The organism is Modestobacter sp. VKM Ac-2983, from assembly GCF_026967885.1.
Classification (GTDB): domain Bacteria; phylum Actinomycetota; class Actinomycetes; order Mycobacteriales; family Geodermatophilaceae; genus Modestobacter.
Map to the genome: position 1 here is coordinate 651,471 of NZ_JAPVBK010000002.1, position 17,961 is coordinate 669,431.

Consider the following 17,961-nt stretch of genomic DNA (forward strand, 5'->3'; position numbering starts at 1 on the left):
GATGAGGCGCAGGCCACAGTTGTGTTCCATTGACCGGCATTGTGCCTGACGTCACGGCGAGGCCCATCGCACTGTTGCTGCCAAGCCGGTTCCCCGGCGCGGCCGAGTCCCGGCCGACATGACCCCTCCGTAATGAAGCGAAGGAGCCAGACCGGTATGAAGCTGTTCCGGACTCGTGACCCCCTGGTCGTTCCCCGACCCTCTCTGACGCGGACCGGCGTCGCCGTCCTGGCCGCCGGTGCGCTCACCTCGCTCGCCGCGTGCGGTGGCGGCAGCAACGGCGGTGGCACCTCCAGCCAGAGCCCGAGCGACACGCTGACCTTCGCCTACGACGCGGACGCCGCCCCCACCGGCTACGACCCGCTGGAGTACTCGCAGGGTCAGTTCACCTTCTTCAGCGCCCTGTACGACTCGCTGTTCGTGACCCAGCCGGACGGCACCGTGGCGCCGAGCCTGGTCACCGAGTTCAGCAACAACGAGGACGACACCCAGACGACGCTGACGCTGCGCGAGGGCGTCACGTTCGCCGACGGTTCGGAGCTGACCGCGGAGATCGTCAAGGCCAACCTGGACCGGCGCAACGACGCCGACCTGGAGGCCTACGGCGCGCTCGCCACCGGCGGGGCCAGCGAGATCGTCGACGTCGCGGCACCCGACCCGCAGACCGTCGTCATCACCTGGGCCCAGCCGCAGGCCAGCCCGGAGAACAACCTCACCGACACCGCCGGGGTCATCGTCGGGCCCGACGGTCTCGCCGACCCCGCGTCGCTGGAGACCACCCCGGACGGGTCGGGCGCCTACACGCTCAACGCAGGGGAGACCACGCGGGCCAGCACTTACACGCTGGACAAGAACGACCAGGCGTGGAACGCCGACGAGTGGGCCTACGACAGCGTCGTGTTCAACGTGATCACCGACCCCCAGGCGCTGGCCAACGCGGTCATCTCCGGTCAGGCCGACGTCGCCACCATCCTCAAGCCGACCACGATCGACATGGTCGAGCAGCGGTCGAGCCTGGCGAAGGTCGGCGGCACCATCGTCGGCTTCCCGGTCATCGACAAGACCGGTGCCACCAACCCCGCCTTCGCCGACGAGCGGGTCCGGCAGGCGATCAGCCACGCCATCGACCGGGAGGCGATCGTCGAGCAGCTGCACCCCGGCGCCCAGCCGACGGCCCAGCTGTTCCCCGCCGAGGCCGAGGGCTTCGACCCGGCGTTGAACGAGGAGTTCGGGTACGACCCCGAGCGCGCCCGCGAGCTGCTCGCCGAGGCCGGCCTGCCCGACGGGTTCGCCTTCGACATCACGGTGCTCGGCCAGCCGACGGAGGACCAGGTGGTCATCCAGCAGCAGCTCGCCGAGGTCGGCATCGAGATGAACTTCGTGACGGCCACCTCGACCGACCAGGTGTTCGCCGCGGTCCGCACCGACCCGCTGATCTTCGGGCCGATGGCGATCGGTGGTCAGCCGGCCGGCTGGGTCGCCGGGGTGCTCTACGGCGGCTTCATGAACATGCAGGGCGCGACCGAGCCGGAGATCCAGGCGGCGCTGGGCGCCGCACTCGGCTCGTCCGGTGCGGATCGCGAGCAGGCGCTCGGCGACCTCAACCGGGCGATCGCGGAGAACGGCTGGTACATCCCGGTCTACGAGGACTACGCCTACACCGGCTACAACGCCGAGAAGGTGGCCGAGCCCTCCTACGCGGGGACGAACAACTACCTGGTCCTCTCCGAGGTCGAGCCGGCGGCCTGAGCCGCGCGGCACCGGCCGGTGGCCGCGGGACGTCCCGCGGCCACCGGTCCCTCTCGCACCGTTCCCTGGCCCATGGCCACCGGACCCGCACGCCGAAGGACCCCGTGATGCTCGCTTTCCTCGCCCGGCGGATGGCCATGGCCATCGGCACGGTGCTCGCCGCGGTGGTGATCAGCTTCCTGCTGGTGCACGCCACCGACACCTCCCCGGGCGCGGTCCGGCTCGGCACGAACGCGACACCGGAGCGGATCGTCGCGGAGAACGAGGCGCTCGGCTGGAACCGCCCGCTGCCCACCCAGTTCTTCGACTACCTGGGTGACCTGGTGCGCGGCGACCTGGGCACGTCGCTCATCGACGGCCGCTCGATCGCCGCCGACCTGGCCGACCGGGTCCCGGTGACCGCGTCGATCGCGCTGTTCGCCACCCTCCTGTCCGGTGTCCTCGGCATCGTCCTGGGGGTCGCCGCGGCGTTCCGCGGCGGCCGGGTGGCCCGCCTCATCACCACCGGCAGCGGGGTGGCGCTGTCCCTGCCGGTCTTCTGGGTCGGCATCCTGCTGGTCTACGTGCTGGCGCTCCAGCTGGGCTGGCTGCCCGCCACCGGGTACGTGCCCTTCACCGTGGACCCGGTCGGGTGGTTCACCAGCCTGCTCATCCCGGTGATCGCCCTGACCATCGGCGGGGCGGCGATCGTCGCGCGGACGGCGAACGCCGGCCTGCGGCAGGCGCTGGCCCAGGAGCACGTCCGGACGCTGCGGGCGATGGGCACGCCGGAGTGGCGGATCCGCTACGTGCACGCGCTGCGGTTCGCCAGCCTCCCCGTCGTCTCGGTGCTCGGCATCCAGTTCATCGCCCTCTTCGGCGGCTCGGTGATCATCGAGAACCTCTTCGCACTGCCCGGGCTGGGGCAGGCCGGGCAGGCCGCCGCGGCCTCCAGCGACTTCCCGGCCCTGGTCGGGGTCGTGGTGGTGGCCACCGTCGTCGTCGTGCTCATCAACCTGCTGCTCGACCTGGTCGTGGCGGCACTGGACCCGAAGGTGCGTGCATCGTGAGCGTGCTCCCGCTGGACGCGGCCGACGACGTCACGACGGAGCCCGGACCGCCGGCCCGCCGGCGCGTGCCCGACGCGCTCCGCCGGCCCGGGGGGCTGCTGGCCGCCGGCTGGCTGCTCTTCATCGTCGTCGCGTCGCTGACCGCACCGCGGTGGCGCCCCTACGGCGTCGCCGAGCAGGACCTGGCCAACCGGTTGGCGCTGCCGTCGGCCGAGCACTGGCTCGGCACCGATCCGCTCGGCCGGGACCTGCTCAGCCGGATCTTCACCGCCGGTACCGAGCCGCTGCTCTCCTCCGCGGTGACCGTGCTGGTCGCCTTCGGGATCGGTCTGCCGCTGGCCCTGATCGCCGCCGAGCGCGGGCCGCGCGTGGAGCGGGTGATCAGCCGGGTGACCGAGGTGTTCCTGGCGCTGCCCTCGACGATCCTGCTGCTGGCCGTCATCGGCGTGATCGGGGTGCGGATCTTCATCATCATGGCCGTCCTCGGCGTGCTGATCTCCGCCGCGGTCTACCGGGTGATGCTGGGCGTGGCCCAGTCGGTCCGCACCCGGCTCTACGTCGACGCCGCCCGGGTCAACGGTCTGGGCTCGCTGCGGGTGAACGTGGTGCACGTGCTGCCGTCGATGGCCACCGTCATCGCCGTGCAGGCCGCCCAGCTGTACGGCATCGGCCTGCTCATCGTCGCGGGCCTGGCCTTCCTCGGCTTCGGTCCGGCCGAGCCCGACCCCAGCTGGGGGTTCATGATCCAGGATGCGTCGTCCTACGTGTTCAACGCGCCGTGGCTGATGGTGCCCACCGGGCTGGTCCTCGCCCTCACCGTGATCGCCGCCAACGAGCTGGCCGACGCGATCGCCGGCAAGGCCGCGGGGGAGGCCGCACCGGCCCGCCGCCGGCGCCGGTCGGCGGCGCGGACTGCTCCGGCGGAGCTCACCCCGGCCGACCCGGCCGCCGTCCTGGAGGTCCGGGACGTCACCATCGCCGTCGACGACGGCCCGGACCTGGTCACCGGGGTCTCGTTCGCGCTGCGGCCGGGCCGGGTGCTCGGCCTGGTCGGTGAGTCGGGGTGCGGCAAGACGATGACCGCGCGGTCGCTGCTCGGTCTGCTGCCCGACGGGGTGTCGGTGCGCGGCGGGGCGATCCACTGGCGGGGACAGGACCTGGTCGGCCGCACGGAGAAGGAGCTGAGCGCCGTCCGGGGGCGGGAGATCGCGATGATCTCCCAGGAGCCGATGGTGGCGCTGGACCCGATGTTCTCCGTCGCCTACCAGCTCACCCAGCCGATCCGCCGGTTCCGCGGCGTCGGCCGGGGCGAGGCACGGCGGATCGCCGCGGAGCTGCTGCGCAACGTGGGCATCGTCGACGCCGAGCGGGTGTTGGGGAGCTACCCGCACCAGCTCTCCGGCGGCATGGCCCAGCGGGTGTGCATCGCGCTCGCGCTGACCGGTGAGCCGGAGCTGCTGATCGCCGACGAGCCGACGACCGCGCTCGACGTGACCGTGCAGGCGGAGATCCTCACCCTGCTGCGGGCGCTGGTCCGGGACACCGGGCTGTCGGTGGTGATCGTCAGCCACGACCTCGGGGTCGTCGCCGACATCTGCGACGACGTGGCCGTGATGTACGCCGGCACGGTCGTCGAGTCCGGCACCGCGGCCGCCGTCCTCGACGGGCCCAGGCACCCGTACACCCAGGCGTTGCTGGCAGCCAACCCGCACGTGCCCGACGGTGTCGCGGTGCCGGCGCGGCTGGCGTCGATCCCCGGGACGGTGCCGCCGCCCGGCTCGTGGCCCACCGGCTGCCGGTTCGCCAGCCGCTGCCAGTTCGCCCAGGACCAGTGCCGGGCACCGTTCCCGGCCGAGCCCGCCCACGGCATCGGGTCGGTGCTCTGCGTCCGGGCCGACGAGCTCGCCGGCGCCCACCTCAGCTGGGACGCCGACCCCGTCGGCGCGGCGCCGGCCCCCACCGCCACCCCGACCGCAGGAGCCTCCCGATGACCGCGCTGGCGGATCCCACCCACGAGGTCCACCCGGGGGAGCAGGCACCCGCGCTCCGGGTCCGCGACCTGGTGGTCCGCTACGGCTCCGGTCGCCGGGCGCGGAGCGCCCCGCCGGCCGTGGACGGCGTCAGCTTCGACATCGCGCCCGGGGAGACGCTCGGCCTGGTCGGGGAGTCCGGCTCGGGCAAGTCCACGATCGGCAAGGCCGTCCTGGGCCTGCAGCGGCCGACCGCCGGCACCGTGGAGGTGGCCGGGCAGGACGTCACCGCGATGTCGCTCAAGCAGCGCAGCCGCCAGGTGGCGGACCTGCGGGTGGTCTTCCAGGACCCGTACTCCTCGCTCAACCCCGCCCGCACCATCGGCCAGACCCTGGTGGAGCCGCTGCGGCTGATGGGCGTGACCGGTGCCGAGGCGCTGGCGCGGGCCCGGTCCGGGCTGGAGTCCGTGGGGCTCCCGGCCGAGGCCGTCGACCGCCGCCCGGCGCAGTTCTCCGGGGGCCAGCGGCAGCGCATCGCCATCGCGCGGGCGCTGGTCTGCGACCCCAAGGTGGTCGTGCTGGACGAGCCGGTGTCCGCCCTGGACCTGTCCACCCAGGCGCAGGTGCTCAACCTGCTGGCCGACCTGCGGGACCAGCGCGGGCTGTCCTTCCTCTTCATCGCCCACGACCTGGGTGTGGTGCGCTTCCTGTCCCAGCGCACCGTCGTGCTCTACCGCGGCCAGGTCATGGAGACCGGCCCGGCCGAGCAGGTGGCCCAGCGGCCCCGGCACCCGTACACCCTCGCGCTGACCGCAGCCGCCCCGGTGCCGCGCCCCGCCGAGCAGGCCGCGCGCCGCGCGGCCCGGGAGGCCGCCGGCTTCGGCACCGCGGGCGCTGCATCCCCATCGGCCACCGGCTGCCCCTTCGTGCCGCGCTGCCCGTTCTCCACCGACGTCTGCGTGGAGCAGCGGCCGCCGCTCCGGCTGCTCGACGGCTCGCTCACCGCCTGCCACCACGCCGAGCGGGTCCCCAGGCCATGAAGGCCCCGCACCACCTGCGGGTCGAGCACCTCGACGAACCACTCGGCATCCGGACCACCACGCCGCGACTGTCCTGGCGACTCCCGGCCGGCGCCCGCGAGCAGCTGGCCGCCCGGATCACCACAGACAGCGGCTGGGACACCGGCTGGATGGACGGCGACCGGACCCTCCTGGTCCCCTACGCCGGCCCGCCGCTGGGGTCGTCGCAGCGGGTGCAGTGGCGGGTGGCGGTCCGCACCGACCTGGGGAAGAGCGCCGCGTCGGAGCCGGCGTGGTTCGAGACCGGGTTGCTGTGGGCCGAGGACTGGCAGGCCTCGTGGGTCGAGCCGGGGGAGACGCCCGGCGGCCCGCCCGGGGAGCGGCCCGCCGCGCTGCTGCGGTACGAGTTCGACGTCGACCGGCCGGTGGTCGCCGCCCGGCTGCACGCCACCGCCCAGGGGCTGTACGAGGCGTTCCTCAACGGCGAGCGCGCCGGTGACGCCGAGCTGACCCCGGGCTTCACCCAGTACGACGTCCGGCTGCAGGTGCAGACCCTCGATGTCACCGCCGCCGTCCGGCCGGGCCGCAACGCGCTGGCCGTGGTGCTGGCCGACGGCTGGTTCCGCGGCCAGATCGGCATCCTCCGGGCCGCCGACCAGTGGGGCGACCGGCTCGCGCTGCTCGCCCAGCTGCACCTGGTGCACGCCGACGGCAGCGTCACCGTGGTCGGCACCGGGCCGGGCTGGCGCAGCGCCGAGGGCCACGTCGTGGCCGCCGACCTGATCGCCGGCGAGCGGGTGGACCTGCGGCGGCTGCCGCGCGGCTGGGACGTCCCGGGCTTCGACGACGCCGGCTGGGCACCGGTGGGCGTCGTCCACCACGGCTACGCCGGCCTCGTCGACTCACCGGCCCCGCCGGTCCGCCGGGTCGAGGAGCTCACCCCGGTGTCGGTCACCCGGCTGCCGAGCGGGGCGCACGTCGTCGACCTCGGCCAGAACGTCAACGGCTGGCTGCAGCTCACCGACCTGGGCCCGGCGAACACCACCCTCACGCTGACGCACGGCGAGTGGCTCGGCCCCGACGGCGACGTCACCACCGACCACCTGCGCCCGGCCGTGCCGTTCCTGCCGGAGCCGCTGCCGGCCGGGCAGGTCGACCAGGTCGTGTCGGCCGGCGTGCCGGGGGAGGTGTTCGAACCGCGGCGGACGACGCACGGCTTCCAGTACGTGCGGATCGAGGGCCACCCCGGTGAGCTGACCGCCGACGACGTCCGCGGCGTCGTCGTGCACACCGACCTGCGCCGCACCGGCTGGTTCTCCTGCAGCGACGAGCGGGTGACCCGCTTCCACGAGGCCGCCGTCTGGAGCCTGCGCGGCAACGCCTGCGACGTCCCCACCGACTGCCCGCACCGCGAGCGCGCCGGCTGGACCGGTGACTGGCAGCTCTACGTCCCGACCGCCGCGTTCCTCTACGACGTCGCCGGGTTCTCCACCAAGTGGCTGCGCGACGTCGCCGCCGACCAGTGGCCCGACGGCACGATCGCCAACATCAGCCCGGCCTCCCGCAGCGAGGGGCGGGAGGGGCCGGTCGCGGCGCTGAACGGCTCGGCCGGCTGGGGCGACGCCGCGGTCATCGTGCCCTGGGAGCTGTACCGCGCCTACGGCGACGAGCAGGTGCTCGCCGAGCTGTGGCCGACGATGGTCGGCTGGCTGGACCGGGTGGAGCGGATGGCCCGCGAGCAACGGCACCCGGCGCGGGCCGCGCGCCGGCCGGATCCCGCGCCGCACGAGCGCTTCCTCTGGGACACCGGCTTCCACTGGGGTGAGTGGCTGGTGCCCGGCGAGGACGTCGGCGACTTCGCCGCCTTCGTCGCGGCCGACAAGGGCGAGGTGGCGACGGCGTACTACGCGCACAGCGCCGGGTTGCTGAGCCGGATCGCCGCCGTCCTCGGGCGGACGGCGGACGCCGACCGCTACGCCGGGCTGGCCGCCGAGGTGCGCGCCGCCTGGCAGGCGGAGTACCTGGACGACGAGGGGCGGCTGACCTGCGACACGCAGGCCGACCACGTGCGTGCGCTCGCCTTCGACCTCGTCCCCGCGGGGCTGCGGGCGGCCGTCGCCGAGCGGCTGGTCGAGCTGGTCCGCAAGGCCGACAGCCACCTGGGCACCGGCTTCCTGGCCACGCCCTACCTGCTGCCGGTGCTCGCCGACACCGGGTACCTGGACGTCGCCTACGAGCTGCTGCTCACCGACACCGAGCCGTCCTGGCTGACCATGGTCGACCGCGGGGCGACCACGGTGTGGGAGAGGTGGGACGGCGTGGACGCCGACGGCGTGCCGCACGAGTCGCTGAACCACTACAGCAAGGGCGCGGTCATCTCCTTCCTGCACCGGTACACCGCCGGCATCGAGCTGACCGAGCCCGCCTACCGCCGGTTCCGGGTCCAGCCGCGCCCGGGTGGCGGCCTGACCAGCGCCGAGGCGGCGCACGAGTCGCCGTACGGCCGGATCGAGTCGGCCTGGCAGGTCACGGACGGCGTCTTCTCCCTGCGCGTGGCGGTGCCCGCCGGCACCGAGGCGACCGTCGTCCTCCTCGACGGCACCACCCAGCAAGCCGCCCCCGGCCTGCACACCTTCCGCTGCCCCGCCCCCGCCCCCGCCTGATGATCATGGAGCTGGCGGGAGGACACGCCGCTATATCCCGGCGCGTCCGCACCGGTGCTCCATGATCGTCGGCCCGCTCGACCGAGAGGACCCCATGAGCACCACCGAGACCCCCGAGTGGGCCGGGCCCGCACACTTCCTGCCGCCGCACGAGCCGATCCGCCGCGCGGACGGGGCCCGGCACTTCTCCGGTCTGACCTACGCGGTCGCGTTCGGCTACCGGCCGCTGCAGCTGGACCTCTGGGTGCCCGACACCCCGGTGCCGGCGCCGCTGGTGGTCTACGTGCACGGTGGCGGCTGGATGATGGGCGACCGGCGGTACCTGCCCGAGACGCTGCGCCCGGGGTCGCTGTTCGACGCCTTCCTCGACGCCGGCCTCGCGGTCGCGACCATCGACTACCGGCATGCGCACGAGGCCAGGTTCCCGGCCCAGCTGCACGACGCGAAGGCCGCCGTCCGCTACCTGCGGGCGCACGCCGGCCTCCTCGGGGTCGACACCGCCCGGATCGGGGCGATGGGGGAGTCGGCCGGCGGCCACCTGGCCGCGCTGCTCGGGCTCACCGCGCACCGCCCCGACCTGGAAGGCGGCCACGGGGTCACCGGACCGTCCAGCGGGGTCGACGTCGTCGTCGACTGGTACGGCGTGGCCGACCTGGACACCATGCCCCGCCAGGCGCCGCCGCCGGAGGTCGCTGCGCTGCTGCCGGTGGAGATGCAGGTGCCGCCGGAGGACCAGCTCCTCGAGGGGCTCGACGGGCAGCTCCGGGACGACGCCAGCCCAATCACCCACGTGACCGCCCAGGCCCCGCCGTTCCTGCTGGTGCACGGCACCGGGGACTGGCTGGTGCCGTACGAGCAGAGCGAGCAGCTGCACGCGGCCCTCACCGCTGTCGGTGTGGACTCCCGGCTGGTGCCGGTCGAGGGCGCCGGGCACATCTTCCTGGGTCACGACGACGTCGACGGCCTGATCGCCCTCTCGGTCTCGCACCTGGCCGACGCACTTCTGGAGCAGCCCGCATGAGCGACCTGACCGCCCTCCCCGTGACCGTCGAGCACCACCGCGAGCCGACGGGCATCGGGGAGACCCGGCCGCGGCTGTCCTGGGTCACCCGGACCGACCTCGACGGCTGGCGGCAGGCCGCGTACGAGCTGGAGATCGCGCCGGAGGACGGCCCGGTCTGGTCGTCGGGCCGGGTGGAGTCCGACGAGTCGGTGCTGGTGTCCTGGGGAGCGCCGCCGTTGACCAGCCGCGACCGTCGCACGGTCCGGGCCCGGGTGTGGGGGGCCGGTGCGAGCGAGCCGTCGGCGTGGAGCGAGGACACCGTCGTCGAGGCCGGCCTCCTGGCGGCGGGCGACTGGTCCGCGACCCTGGTCCGTCCGGTGCTCCCCGCCGAGGCCGGCGACGAGCCGGCCGCGCTGCTGCGCCGGGAGTTCGTGCTGGACCAGCCGGTCACCCGGGCCCGGCTGTACGGCACCGCGCAGGGGGTCTACGAGGCCGAGCTGAACGGGTCCGTCGTCGGCGACCACGTGCTGGCGCCCGGCTGGACCAGCTACCACCACCGGCTGCGCTACCAGACCCACGACGTGACGGCGCTGCTGGCCGAGGGCGCCAACGCGCTCGGCGTGCACCTGGCGCAGGGCTGGTTCGCCGGCCCGCTGGGCTTCACGGGGAACCGGGCCTTCTACGGCGACCGGACCGGCGCCTTCGTCCAGCTCGAGGTCGAGCACCCCGACGGCAGCCGCACCGTCGTCACCACCGACGGCTCCTGGCGGTCGGCACCCAGCCCGCTCACCCGGGCCGGGCTTTACAGCGGCGAGACCTTCGACGCACGCCGCGAGCTGTCCGGCTGGTCGCGGCCTGACTTCGACGACCGCAGCTGGACGCCGGTGGAGACCGGGACGCTGGACGTCGCCACCCTCGTCGCCCCGACCGGGCCGCCGGTGCGCCGCACCGAGGTCCTGCCGGTGCGGGAGATCAGCACCTCGCCGTCGGGGAGGACGCTGGTCGACTTCGGCCAGAACCTGGTCGGTCGGCTGCGCCTGTCGCTGCCGGACGCCCCGGCCGGCACCGAGGTCACCGTCCGGCACGCGGAGGTCCTGGAGCACGGCGAGCTGGGCACCCGCCCGCTGCGCGGGGCCGACGCCACCGACGTCGTCGTGCTGGACGGGCAGGGCCCGCGTACCTGGGAGCCGCGGTTCACCTTCCACGGCTTCCGGTACGCCGAGGTCAGCGGCTGGCCGGGGGAGCTGACGCCGGGCGACCTCGAGGCCGTCGTCGTGCACACCGACCTGCGCCGGACCGGCACCTTCGCGTGCTCGGACCCGGACGTGGAACGGCTGCACGAGAACGTCGTGTGGGGGATGCGGGGCAACTTCCTCGACGTCCCCACCGACTGCCCGCAGCGCGACGAGCGGCTGGGCTGGACCGGTGACCTCCAGGTCTTCGCGCCGTCCGCCTCCTTCCTCTACGACACCACCGGCATGCTCCGCTCCTGGCTGGCCGACCTCGCGGTCGAGCAGCAGGTGGACCACGACGGCATCGTGCCGATGTACGTGCCGTTCCTGCCGCTGCTGCCGTTCCCGCAGCAGGCGGAGGTGGGCTGGGGCGATGCGGCCGTCGTCGTCCCGTGGGTGCTGTACCAGCGGACCGGGGACGCCGGGCTGCTCGCCGACCAGTGGGGCTCCATGACCGCCTGGATCGACGTCTTCGCCGCGCGGGCGGGCGCCGACCTGGACTTCCCCGAGGGCGGGTTCTCCTTCGGCGACTGGCTGGACTCCGCCGCGCCGCCGGACAACCCCGCCGCGGCGCGCACCCCCTGGCAGTGCGTCGCCACCGCCTACCTCGCCCGGTCGGCGCGCACGGTCGCGCAGGCCGCCGAGGTCCTCGGCCGGGACGGCGCCCGGTTCGCCGACCTGGCCGAGCGGGCGGCCGAGCGGTTCCGCGCCGAGTACGTCTCCCCGAACGGTCGGGTCGCCTATCCGTCGCAGACGGCGTACTCCCTCGCCCTGGAGTTCGACCTGCTCACCGCCGAGCAGCGGGCGCACGCCGGCCGGCTGCTGGCCGAGCAGGTGCTGAAGGACGGCTTCCACATCGCCAGCGGGTTCCTCGGCACGCCGCTGGTCACCGATGCGCTCACGAACGCCGGCGAGCTGGCCACCGCGTACGAGTTGCTGCTGCAGCGGGAGAACCCGTCGTGGCTCTACCCGGTGACGATGGGCGCGACGACGATCTGGGAGCGCTGGGACTCCATGCTCCCCGACGGGTCGATCAACCCCGGGGACATGACGTCGTTCAACCACTACGCGTTCGGTGCGGTGGCCGACTGGCTGCACCGCACCGTGGCCGGCCTGGCCCCGGCCGAGCCCGGTTACCGGCGGCTGCGGGTGGCGCCGCGGCCCGGCCCCGGCCTCACCTCCGCCGCCGCGAGCCACGAGACGCCGTACGGGACGGCGGCGGTCTCCTGGACCCTCGACGGCGCCGAGCTGACCCTGGAGCTGACCGTGCCGCCGAACACGACCGCCGAGGTGTCACTGCCCGACGGCAGCGCGCCGGTCGAGGTGGCGGCCGGACGGCACTCGTTCACCCGCACGGTCACCGTCCCGCCGCCGGTGGAGAAGCCCGCACTGTTCTTCGACCCGGACGACCACCAGTGACGCCAGCGCCCGTGACCCCGGCGCCCGTCGTCCCCGGCTTCCATCCGGACCCCAGCGTCTGCCGGGTCGACGACACGTACTGGATGGTGCACTCGAGCTTCGAGTACGCCCCGGGCGTGCCGCTGTTCCGCTCCACCGACCTGGTCTCCTGGGAGCAGGTCGGGCACGTGCTGGCCCGGCCCTCGCAGTTGGACGTGTCGGCGGCCCCCGGCTCCGGCGGCATCACCGCGCCGACGCTGCGCCACCACGACGGCCGGTTCTGGATGATCACCACCAACCTCGCCGACGGCGGCTGGCAGACGCTGGTCACCGCGGAGGACCCGCTGGGCGAGTGGTCGGAGCCGGTCCGGATGGACGAGGTCCGCGGGATCGACCCGGACCTCGCCTGGGACGACGACGGCACGCTGCTGGTCACCTACGCGGGCTTCGGCGCCGACGGGCCGGCCGGGGTCGTGCAGCAGGCCGTCGACCCGGAGACGGGCGCGGCGCTCACCGAGCGGCGGCACGTGTGGCAGGGCACCGGTGGGCGGTTCCCGGAGGGCCCGCACCTGTACCGGGTCGGCGGGCACTGGTACCTGCTGATCGCGGAGGGCGGCACCGAGCGCGGCCACGCGGTGACGATCGCCCGCGGCCCGTCGCCGTCCGGGCCGTGGGAAGCGTGCCCGCACAACCCGCTGCTCACCCACCGGGGCGTCGAGCACCCGGTGCAGAACACCGGCCATGCAGACCTGGTGCAGCGGCCCGACGGCAGCTGGGCGATCGTCTTCCACGGCGTCCGGCCGCGCGGCGCCAGCCCGCAGTTCCACGTCCTGGGCCGGGAGACCTTCGCCGCCGAGGTGGTGTGGCAGGACGGCTGGCCCCGGCTGGGGGAGTGGCTGACCCCGCCCGCCGGGCCGGTCGTGGCCGAGGAGCTGGCGGGCGCCGGGCTGCCGGCCTCCTGGGTGTCGCCGCGCCGGTTCCCGCGCGAGGTGCTCACCCGGGGTGAGGGCGGCTGGCGGCTCACCGCCGGGGCCGCCGACCCGGCCGCCGACGACGCGACCTTCGCCGGCCGCCGGCAGGAGCACCTCTACTGCCGGGCCCGCGCGGTGGTGTCGGTGGACGGCGACGGCGTCGGTGGGCTGTCGGTGCGGATGGACTCCCGCCATCGCCTCGACCTCCAGGTCGCCGGGCACCTGGTGCGCGCGGTCGCGCAGGTCGGCCCGCTCCGGTCGCTGCTGGGTGAGGTCGCCGTCCCGGCCGGGGACGTCGTGCTGGAGGTCCGGGCCGTCCCGTCGGAGGGGCACTTCTCCTCCACCGCGCTCGGCCCCGACGAGCTGGTCGCCGGGGTCGTGGACGCCGACGGCAGGTTCGTCGAGCTCGGCCGGATCGACGGCCGGTACGTCTCCACCGAGGTGGCCGGTGGGATGACCGGGCGGATGGTCGGCGTCTGGTGCTCCTCCGGGTCGGTCGTCGTCCGCTCGTTCCGCTACGCCGGCGCCGACGACCCGGCCGCCGTCCCCACCGCCTGACCCCTGAGGAGCAACGTGTCCCTGCGCATCACCGAGCGCTGCCGCGTCGTCGTCGACAACGACTGGGCCGGTGACCCCGACGGCCTGGTCGCCCTGGCCCACCACCTGCTCAGCCCCGCCAACCGGGTGGACGCGGTGACCAGCTCGCACCTCAGCCCGGTGTTCGGCCCGCCGGAGGGCACGGCTGCCGCCGGCGCCAAGCTCGCACAGGAGCTGGTCGACCTGGTCGGCACCCAGCGGCCGGTGGTGGCCGCCGGGTGCGACGTGCCGATCGGCGGGGGCGACACCACCTCGGCAGCGGCGGACGCCATCCTCGCGGAGGCGCGGCGGGACGACCCGCTGCCGCTGTTCCTGGTATGCGCCGGCCCGCTGACCAACGTGGCCCAGGCCCTGCGGCAGGCCCCGGACATCGCCGCCCGGCTCACCCTGGTCTGGGTCGGCGGCGCCCTGGACGCCGATGCGTTCGAGTACAACCGGGACACCGACGCCGAAGCCGCCCGCGAGGTGCTCAGCCGCACCGAGCTCCCCGTCTGGCAGTTCCCGCTGGAGACCTACCGGCGCTGCACGTACTCGGTGGCGGAGCTCGAGCAGGACGTGGGCGGCGCCGGTCGGCTGGGTGCCTGGCTGTGGCGCCAGTACGTGGAGCTGCCGGTCCCGGACTTCGTGGAGCAGGGCGAGACCTGGCCGCTCGGCGACAGCCCGCCGGTCCTGGTCACCGCGCTCGACGACGCGTCCAGCGTGTGGACCACGTTCCCGGACCAGCCGGGCCGCCGGGTGTGCACCGACGTCGACCTCCGGCTGCTGGTCGCCGACCTGCTCGCCCGGCTCCGACTGCACGAACACCGGAGCCGGGCGGCCTGAGCGCGGCTCAGAGCGTGGTCATCCCGCCGTCGACGGCGAACGTCGCGCCGGTGGCGAACGCCGACTCGTCGCTGGCGAGGAACACCATGACGCCCTCCAGGTCGCCGGTCGTGCCGGCGCGGCCCATCGGGATCCGGCCGACGATCGCCGCCCGCGCCTCCGGGTCGGCGGTGAGGGTGCTGACCAGCGCGGTCTCGGTGTACGGCGGGACGATGGTGTTCACCCGGATGCCGCGGCGGGCGTAGGCGGCGGCGACCGTGCGGGCCAGCCCGTGCATGCCGGCCTTGGACGAGGCGTACGCGGTGAACTCCGAGCCCTCACCGCGGACCGCGGTGGGGCTGCCGGTGAACACGATCGAGCCGCCGCCGACGCCCAGCATCCCGCGGACGGCGTGCTTCACGGTCAGGAACGCCCCGGTCAGGTTCACCTCGTGGGTGCGCCGCCAGACGTCGAGGTCAAGGTCCGCCACCTCGGCGTCCTGCCCGAACAGCTGCACGCCGGCGTTGACCACGACGACGTCGGGCACCCAGCCGTCCGCGGCGAGCGCGGCGAAGCCACCGGCGACGCTGTCCTCGTCGGTGACGTCGATCGGCACCGCGCGCCCGCCCGATGCCGCGGCGGCCGCCTCGGCGCCCGCGACGTCCCGGTCGGCGTAGGCCACCCGCGCTCCCTCGGCGGCGAACCGGTCGGCCACCGCCCGCCCGATGCCCGCCGCAGCCCCGGTCACCAACGCCGTCTTCCCTGTCAGTCGCCCGCTCATGGCGCGAGTCTGCCCAGCGCCGGCACCGCCGGAGACCACGGTGCCGATCACCGGCAGCCCTCTTCCACCAGCGGGCCGACCTCCCGGACGACGCTTCGTCTTGCTGGCGAATGGCAAGGGCCTCGCGCAGGTGACGGCGGACACCGACGATCGACGGTGCGCGGGTGCCCGCGGCGATCCAGCAGACGGCCGATCGCCGGGAACGCCGGCCCCGCGCGGGCATGGGGCGCTCCAGCCAGGACGCCATCCGTCGCGTGCTGACCTCGTTCCCCACTCGAGAGGGCAGCCATGCGCCGCACCCCGTTCACCACCGGCTGGCAGTTCCGGCCGCACGCCAACTCCTTCGCCGAGATGGTCGGGGCCGCCGCGCCCTGGCAGCCGGTCACCCTGCCGCACGACGCGACGCTGGCCCAGCCGCGCGACCCGGCCCACGGCGCCGGGTCGGGGTACTTCCCGGGCGGCGTGTACGAGTACCGGCGGACCTTCGACGTCCCCGCCGACGCCGCCGAGCAGCGCTGGCTGCTGGAGTTCGAGGGCGTCTACCGCCGGGCGATGGTCTACGTGAACGGCAGCCTCGCCGGGCACTGGACGTCGGGGTACACCGGCTTCACCGTGCCGCTGGACGACCACCTCCGGTACGGCGCGGAGAACGAGGTGCGGGTGGTCTGCCGCGCCGCCGCCGACTCCCGCTGGTACGCCGGCGCCGGCGTCCACCGGCCGGTGCACCTGCTGGTCGGGCCGCTGCTGCACGTCGCCCCGGACGGCGTCCGGGTCACCACCGTGGACGCCGACCGCGAGCTGGCGATCGTCGAGGTGGTGACCACCGTCGTCAACGACCGGCCGCGGCTGGCCACCGTCGAGGCGGTCACCGAGCTGCGCGACGCCGCGGGCACCGTCGTCGCCGCCGACCGGGTGCCGGTGAGCGCGCGGCCCGGCGAGCCGGCGGTGGTGCGGCAGCGGCTCGCCGTCCGCGACCCGGCGCTGTGGGGGCCGGACTCCCCGGCGCTCCACACCGCGACGGTCGCCCTGGTCGACGGGGACACCGTGCTGGACACCGAGACGGTGACCACCGGCATCCGCACCCTCTCCGTCGACCCGGTGCGCGGCCTGCGGGTCAACGGCGAGCCGGTGCTGCTGCGCGGGGCATGCGTCCACTCCGACAACGGCGTGCTGGGCGCGGCGGCGGTCGACCGGGCCGACGAGCGCCGGGTGGAGCTGCTGCGGGCCGCCGGCTTCAACGCCCTGCGCAGCGCGCACAACCCGATGAGCCGGGCGATGCTGGCGGCCTGCGACCGGCTCGGGGTCCTGGTGATGGACGAGCTGACCGACATGTGGACGGAGAGCAAGTCCGACTTCGACGCCGCCCTCGACTTCCCCGAGTGGTGGGAGCGTGACGTCGCCGCGATGGTGGCCAAGGACGTCAACCACCCGAGCGTGGTCATGTACTCGATCGGCAACGAGATCCCCGAGCTCGGCACCCCGCACGGCGCGCTGTGGTCGCGCCGCCTGGCCGAGGAGGTGCGGCGCCTCGATCCGACCAGGCCGGTGACCAACGGGGTCAACGGCATGCTGGCGGTGATCGGTGAGGCAGCCAGCGACCTGACGGCCGCCGAGGGCGGCATCAACACGATGCTCGCCGACATGGGCGGCTTCATGCGCGACCTCTCCACGTCCGAGCTCGTCGGACGGCGCACCGCGGAGGCTTTCGGCGTGCTCGACGTCGCCGGGCTGAACTACATGGACGCCCGCTACGAGAGCGACCGCGCGGTCTTCCCGAACCGGGTGGTCGTCGGCAGCGAGACGTTCGCGAACGAGATCGACCGGCTCTGGCGGTTGGTGCAGGACAACCCGCACGTCATCGGTGACTTCACCTGGACCGGCTGGGACTACCTGGGCGAGGTGGGCATCGGGCGCACCGCCGACGCCGAGGAGCCGGGGGCCCGCGGGCTCAACGGGCCCTTCCCGTGGCTGCTCGCCTGGTGCGGGGACATCGACGTGACGGGGCACCGGCGGCCGGCGTCGTACTACCGGGAGATCGTCTTCGGGCTCCGGTCCGACCCCTACCTCGCCGTCCAGCGGCCGGAACGGTCCGGCCGGGAGACGGTGTCGCCGCCGTGGGCGTGGACCGACTCGGTGGGCAGCTGGGGCTTCGCCGGCGCCGAGGGCACCCCGCTCACCGTCGAGGTCTACAGCGACGCCGACGAGGTGGAGGTGATGCTGGACGGCCGCTCGCTGGGCACCGCGAAGGTGGGGGAGGCCCACCGCTTCCGCGCCGACTTCACCGTGCCCTGGGCGCCGGGCGAGCTCACCGCGGTCGCCCGCACCGGCGGGGCGGAGACCGGCCGGTGCTCGCTGCGCTCGGCAGACGGGCCGGTGCAGCTGGCCGTCGCCGTCGACCGGCCGGTGGTCCGGGCCGAGGACACCGACCTGGCGTTCGTCGACCTCGCGCTGACCGATGCCGCCGGCACGGTCGCACTGGGCGTCGACCGCGAGGTGACCGTGACGGTGGCGGGCCCGGGCGTGCTCGCGGGGTTCGGCAGCGCCGCGCCGGTGACCGAGGAGTCCTACTGCGACGACGTGCACACCACCTTCGACGGCCGGGCGCTCGCCGTCGTCCGCCCCACCGGCGCGGGGTCCATCACCGTGACGGCGACGGCCGAGGGCTGCGCCCCGGTCACCGTGGCGGTCGAGGCCCGCTGACGCGCGTCCTGGTGCAGTGTCGCCGCCG

Annotated in this window: 11 protein-coding genes; 10 read left to right on the forward strand and 1 reads right to left on the reverse strand. The window is 74.6% G+C overall.

Annotation, left to right across the window (positions count from 1 at the left end; translation table 11 throughout):
* The first annotated feature begins 156 nt into the window (after positions 1 to 156).
* The 9 genes from O2W18_RS09540 (at position 157) to O2W18_RS09580 (ending at position 14,473) form a co-directional block, all read left to right on the forward strand.
* A complete protein-coding gene (locus tag O2W18_RS09540; RefSeq protein WP_269187296.1) occupies positions 157 to 1,749 on the forward strand; it encodes an ABC transporter substrate-binding protein in 1,593 nt (530 codons plus the stop codon).
* A 107-nt stretch (positions 1,750 to 1,856) separates the two neighbouring features.
* Entirely contained in the window at positions 1,857 to 2,798 is a 942-nt protein-coding gene (locus tag O2W18_RS09545) for an ABC transporter permease (protein ID WP_269187297.1), read from the forward strand.
* Positions 2,795 to 4,789 (forward strand): dipeptide/oligopeptide/nickel ABC transporter permease/ATP-binding protein, encoded by a 1,995-nt coding sequence (locus O2W18_RS09550; RefSeq protein ID WP_269187298.1) that lies wholly within the window; start codon positions 2,795 to 2,797, stop codon positions 4,787 to 4,789. The genes O2W18_RS09545 and O2W18_RS09550 overlap by 4 nt, the downstream gene beginning before the upstream one ends.
* On the forward strand, positions 4,786 to 5,808 hold the full coding sequence (locus O2W18_RS09555; RefSeq protein ID WP_269187299.1) for an oligopeptide/dipeptide ABC transporter ATP-binding protein: 1,023 nt from the start codon (positions 4,786 to 4,788) through the stop codon (positions 5,806 to 5,808). Before O2W18_RS09550 ends, O2W18_RS09555 begins: the two co-directional genes overlap by 4 nt.
* Positions 5,805 to 8,450, forward strand: coding sequence for a family 78 glycoside hydrolase catalytic domain (locus O2W18_RS09560; RefSeq protein WP_269187300.1), 2,646 nt, complete (start codon positions 5,805 to 5,807; stop codon positions 8,448 to 8,450). Before O2W18_RS09555 ends, O2W18_RS09560 begins: the two co-directional genes overlap by 4 nt.
* A 94-nt stretch (positions 8,451 to 8,544) precedes the next feature.
* On the forward strand, positions 8,545 to 9,471 hold the full coding sequence (locus tag O2W18_RS09565; protein WP_269187301.1) for an alpha/beta hydrolase: 927 nt from the start codon (positions 8,545 to 8,547) through the stop codon (positions 9,469 to 9,471).
* Positions 9,468 to 12,104 (forward strand): glycoside hydrolase family 78 protein, encoded by a 2,637-nt coding sequence (locus O2W18_RS09570; protein WP_269187302.1) that lies wholly within the window; start codon positions 9,468 to 9,470, stop codon positions 12,102 to 12,104. The genes O2W18_RS09565 and O2W18_RS09570 overlap by 4 nt, the downstream gene beginning before the upstream one ends.
* Before the next feature lie 11 nt (positions 12,105 to 12,115).
* Positions 12,116 to 13,612, forward strand: a complete 1,497-nt coding sequence (locus O2W18_RS09575) for a glycoside hydrolase family 43 protein (RefSeq protein ID WP_269187303.1) — start codon at positions 12,116 to 12,118, stop codon at positions 13,610 to 13,612.
* 15 nt (positions 13,613 to 13,627) lie between these two features.
* The gene (locus O2W18_RS09580; protein WP_269187304.1) at positions 13,628 to 14,473 is read left to right on the forward strand and encodes a nucleoside hydrolase; all 846 of its coding nucleotides are present in this window, start codon (positions 13,628 to 13,630) and stop codon (positions 14,471 to 14,473) included.
* 7 nt (positions 14,474 to 14,480) lie between these two features.
* Here the strand turns inward: O2W18_RS09580 and O2W18_RS09585 are convergent, their stop codons facing one another.
* Positions 14,481 to 15,233, reverse strand: a complete 753-nt coding sequence (locus tag O2W18_RS09585; RefSeq protein ID WP_269187305.1) for an SDR family NAD(P)-dependent oxidoreductase — start codon at positions 15,231 to 15,233, stop codon at positions 14,481 to 14,483.
* A 288-nt stretch (positions 15,234 to 15,521) separates the two neighbouring features.
* Between O2W18_RS09585 and O2W18_RS09590 the strand changes: the two genes are divergently transcribed.
* Positions 15,522 to 17,933 carry a glycoside hydrolase family 2 TIM barrel-domain containing protein gene (locus O2W18_RS09590; protein WP_269187306.1) on the forward strand — a complete coding sequence of 804 codons (2,412 nt, stop codon included), beginning with the start codon at positions 15,522 to 15,524 and terminating at the stop codon, positions 17,931 to 17,933.
* Positions 17,934 to 17,961: the final 28 nt, after the last annotated feature.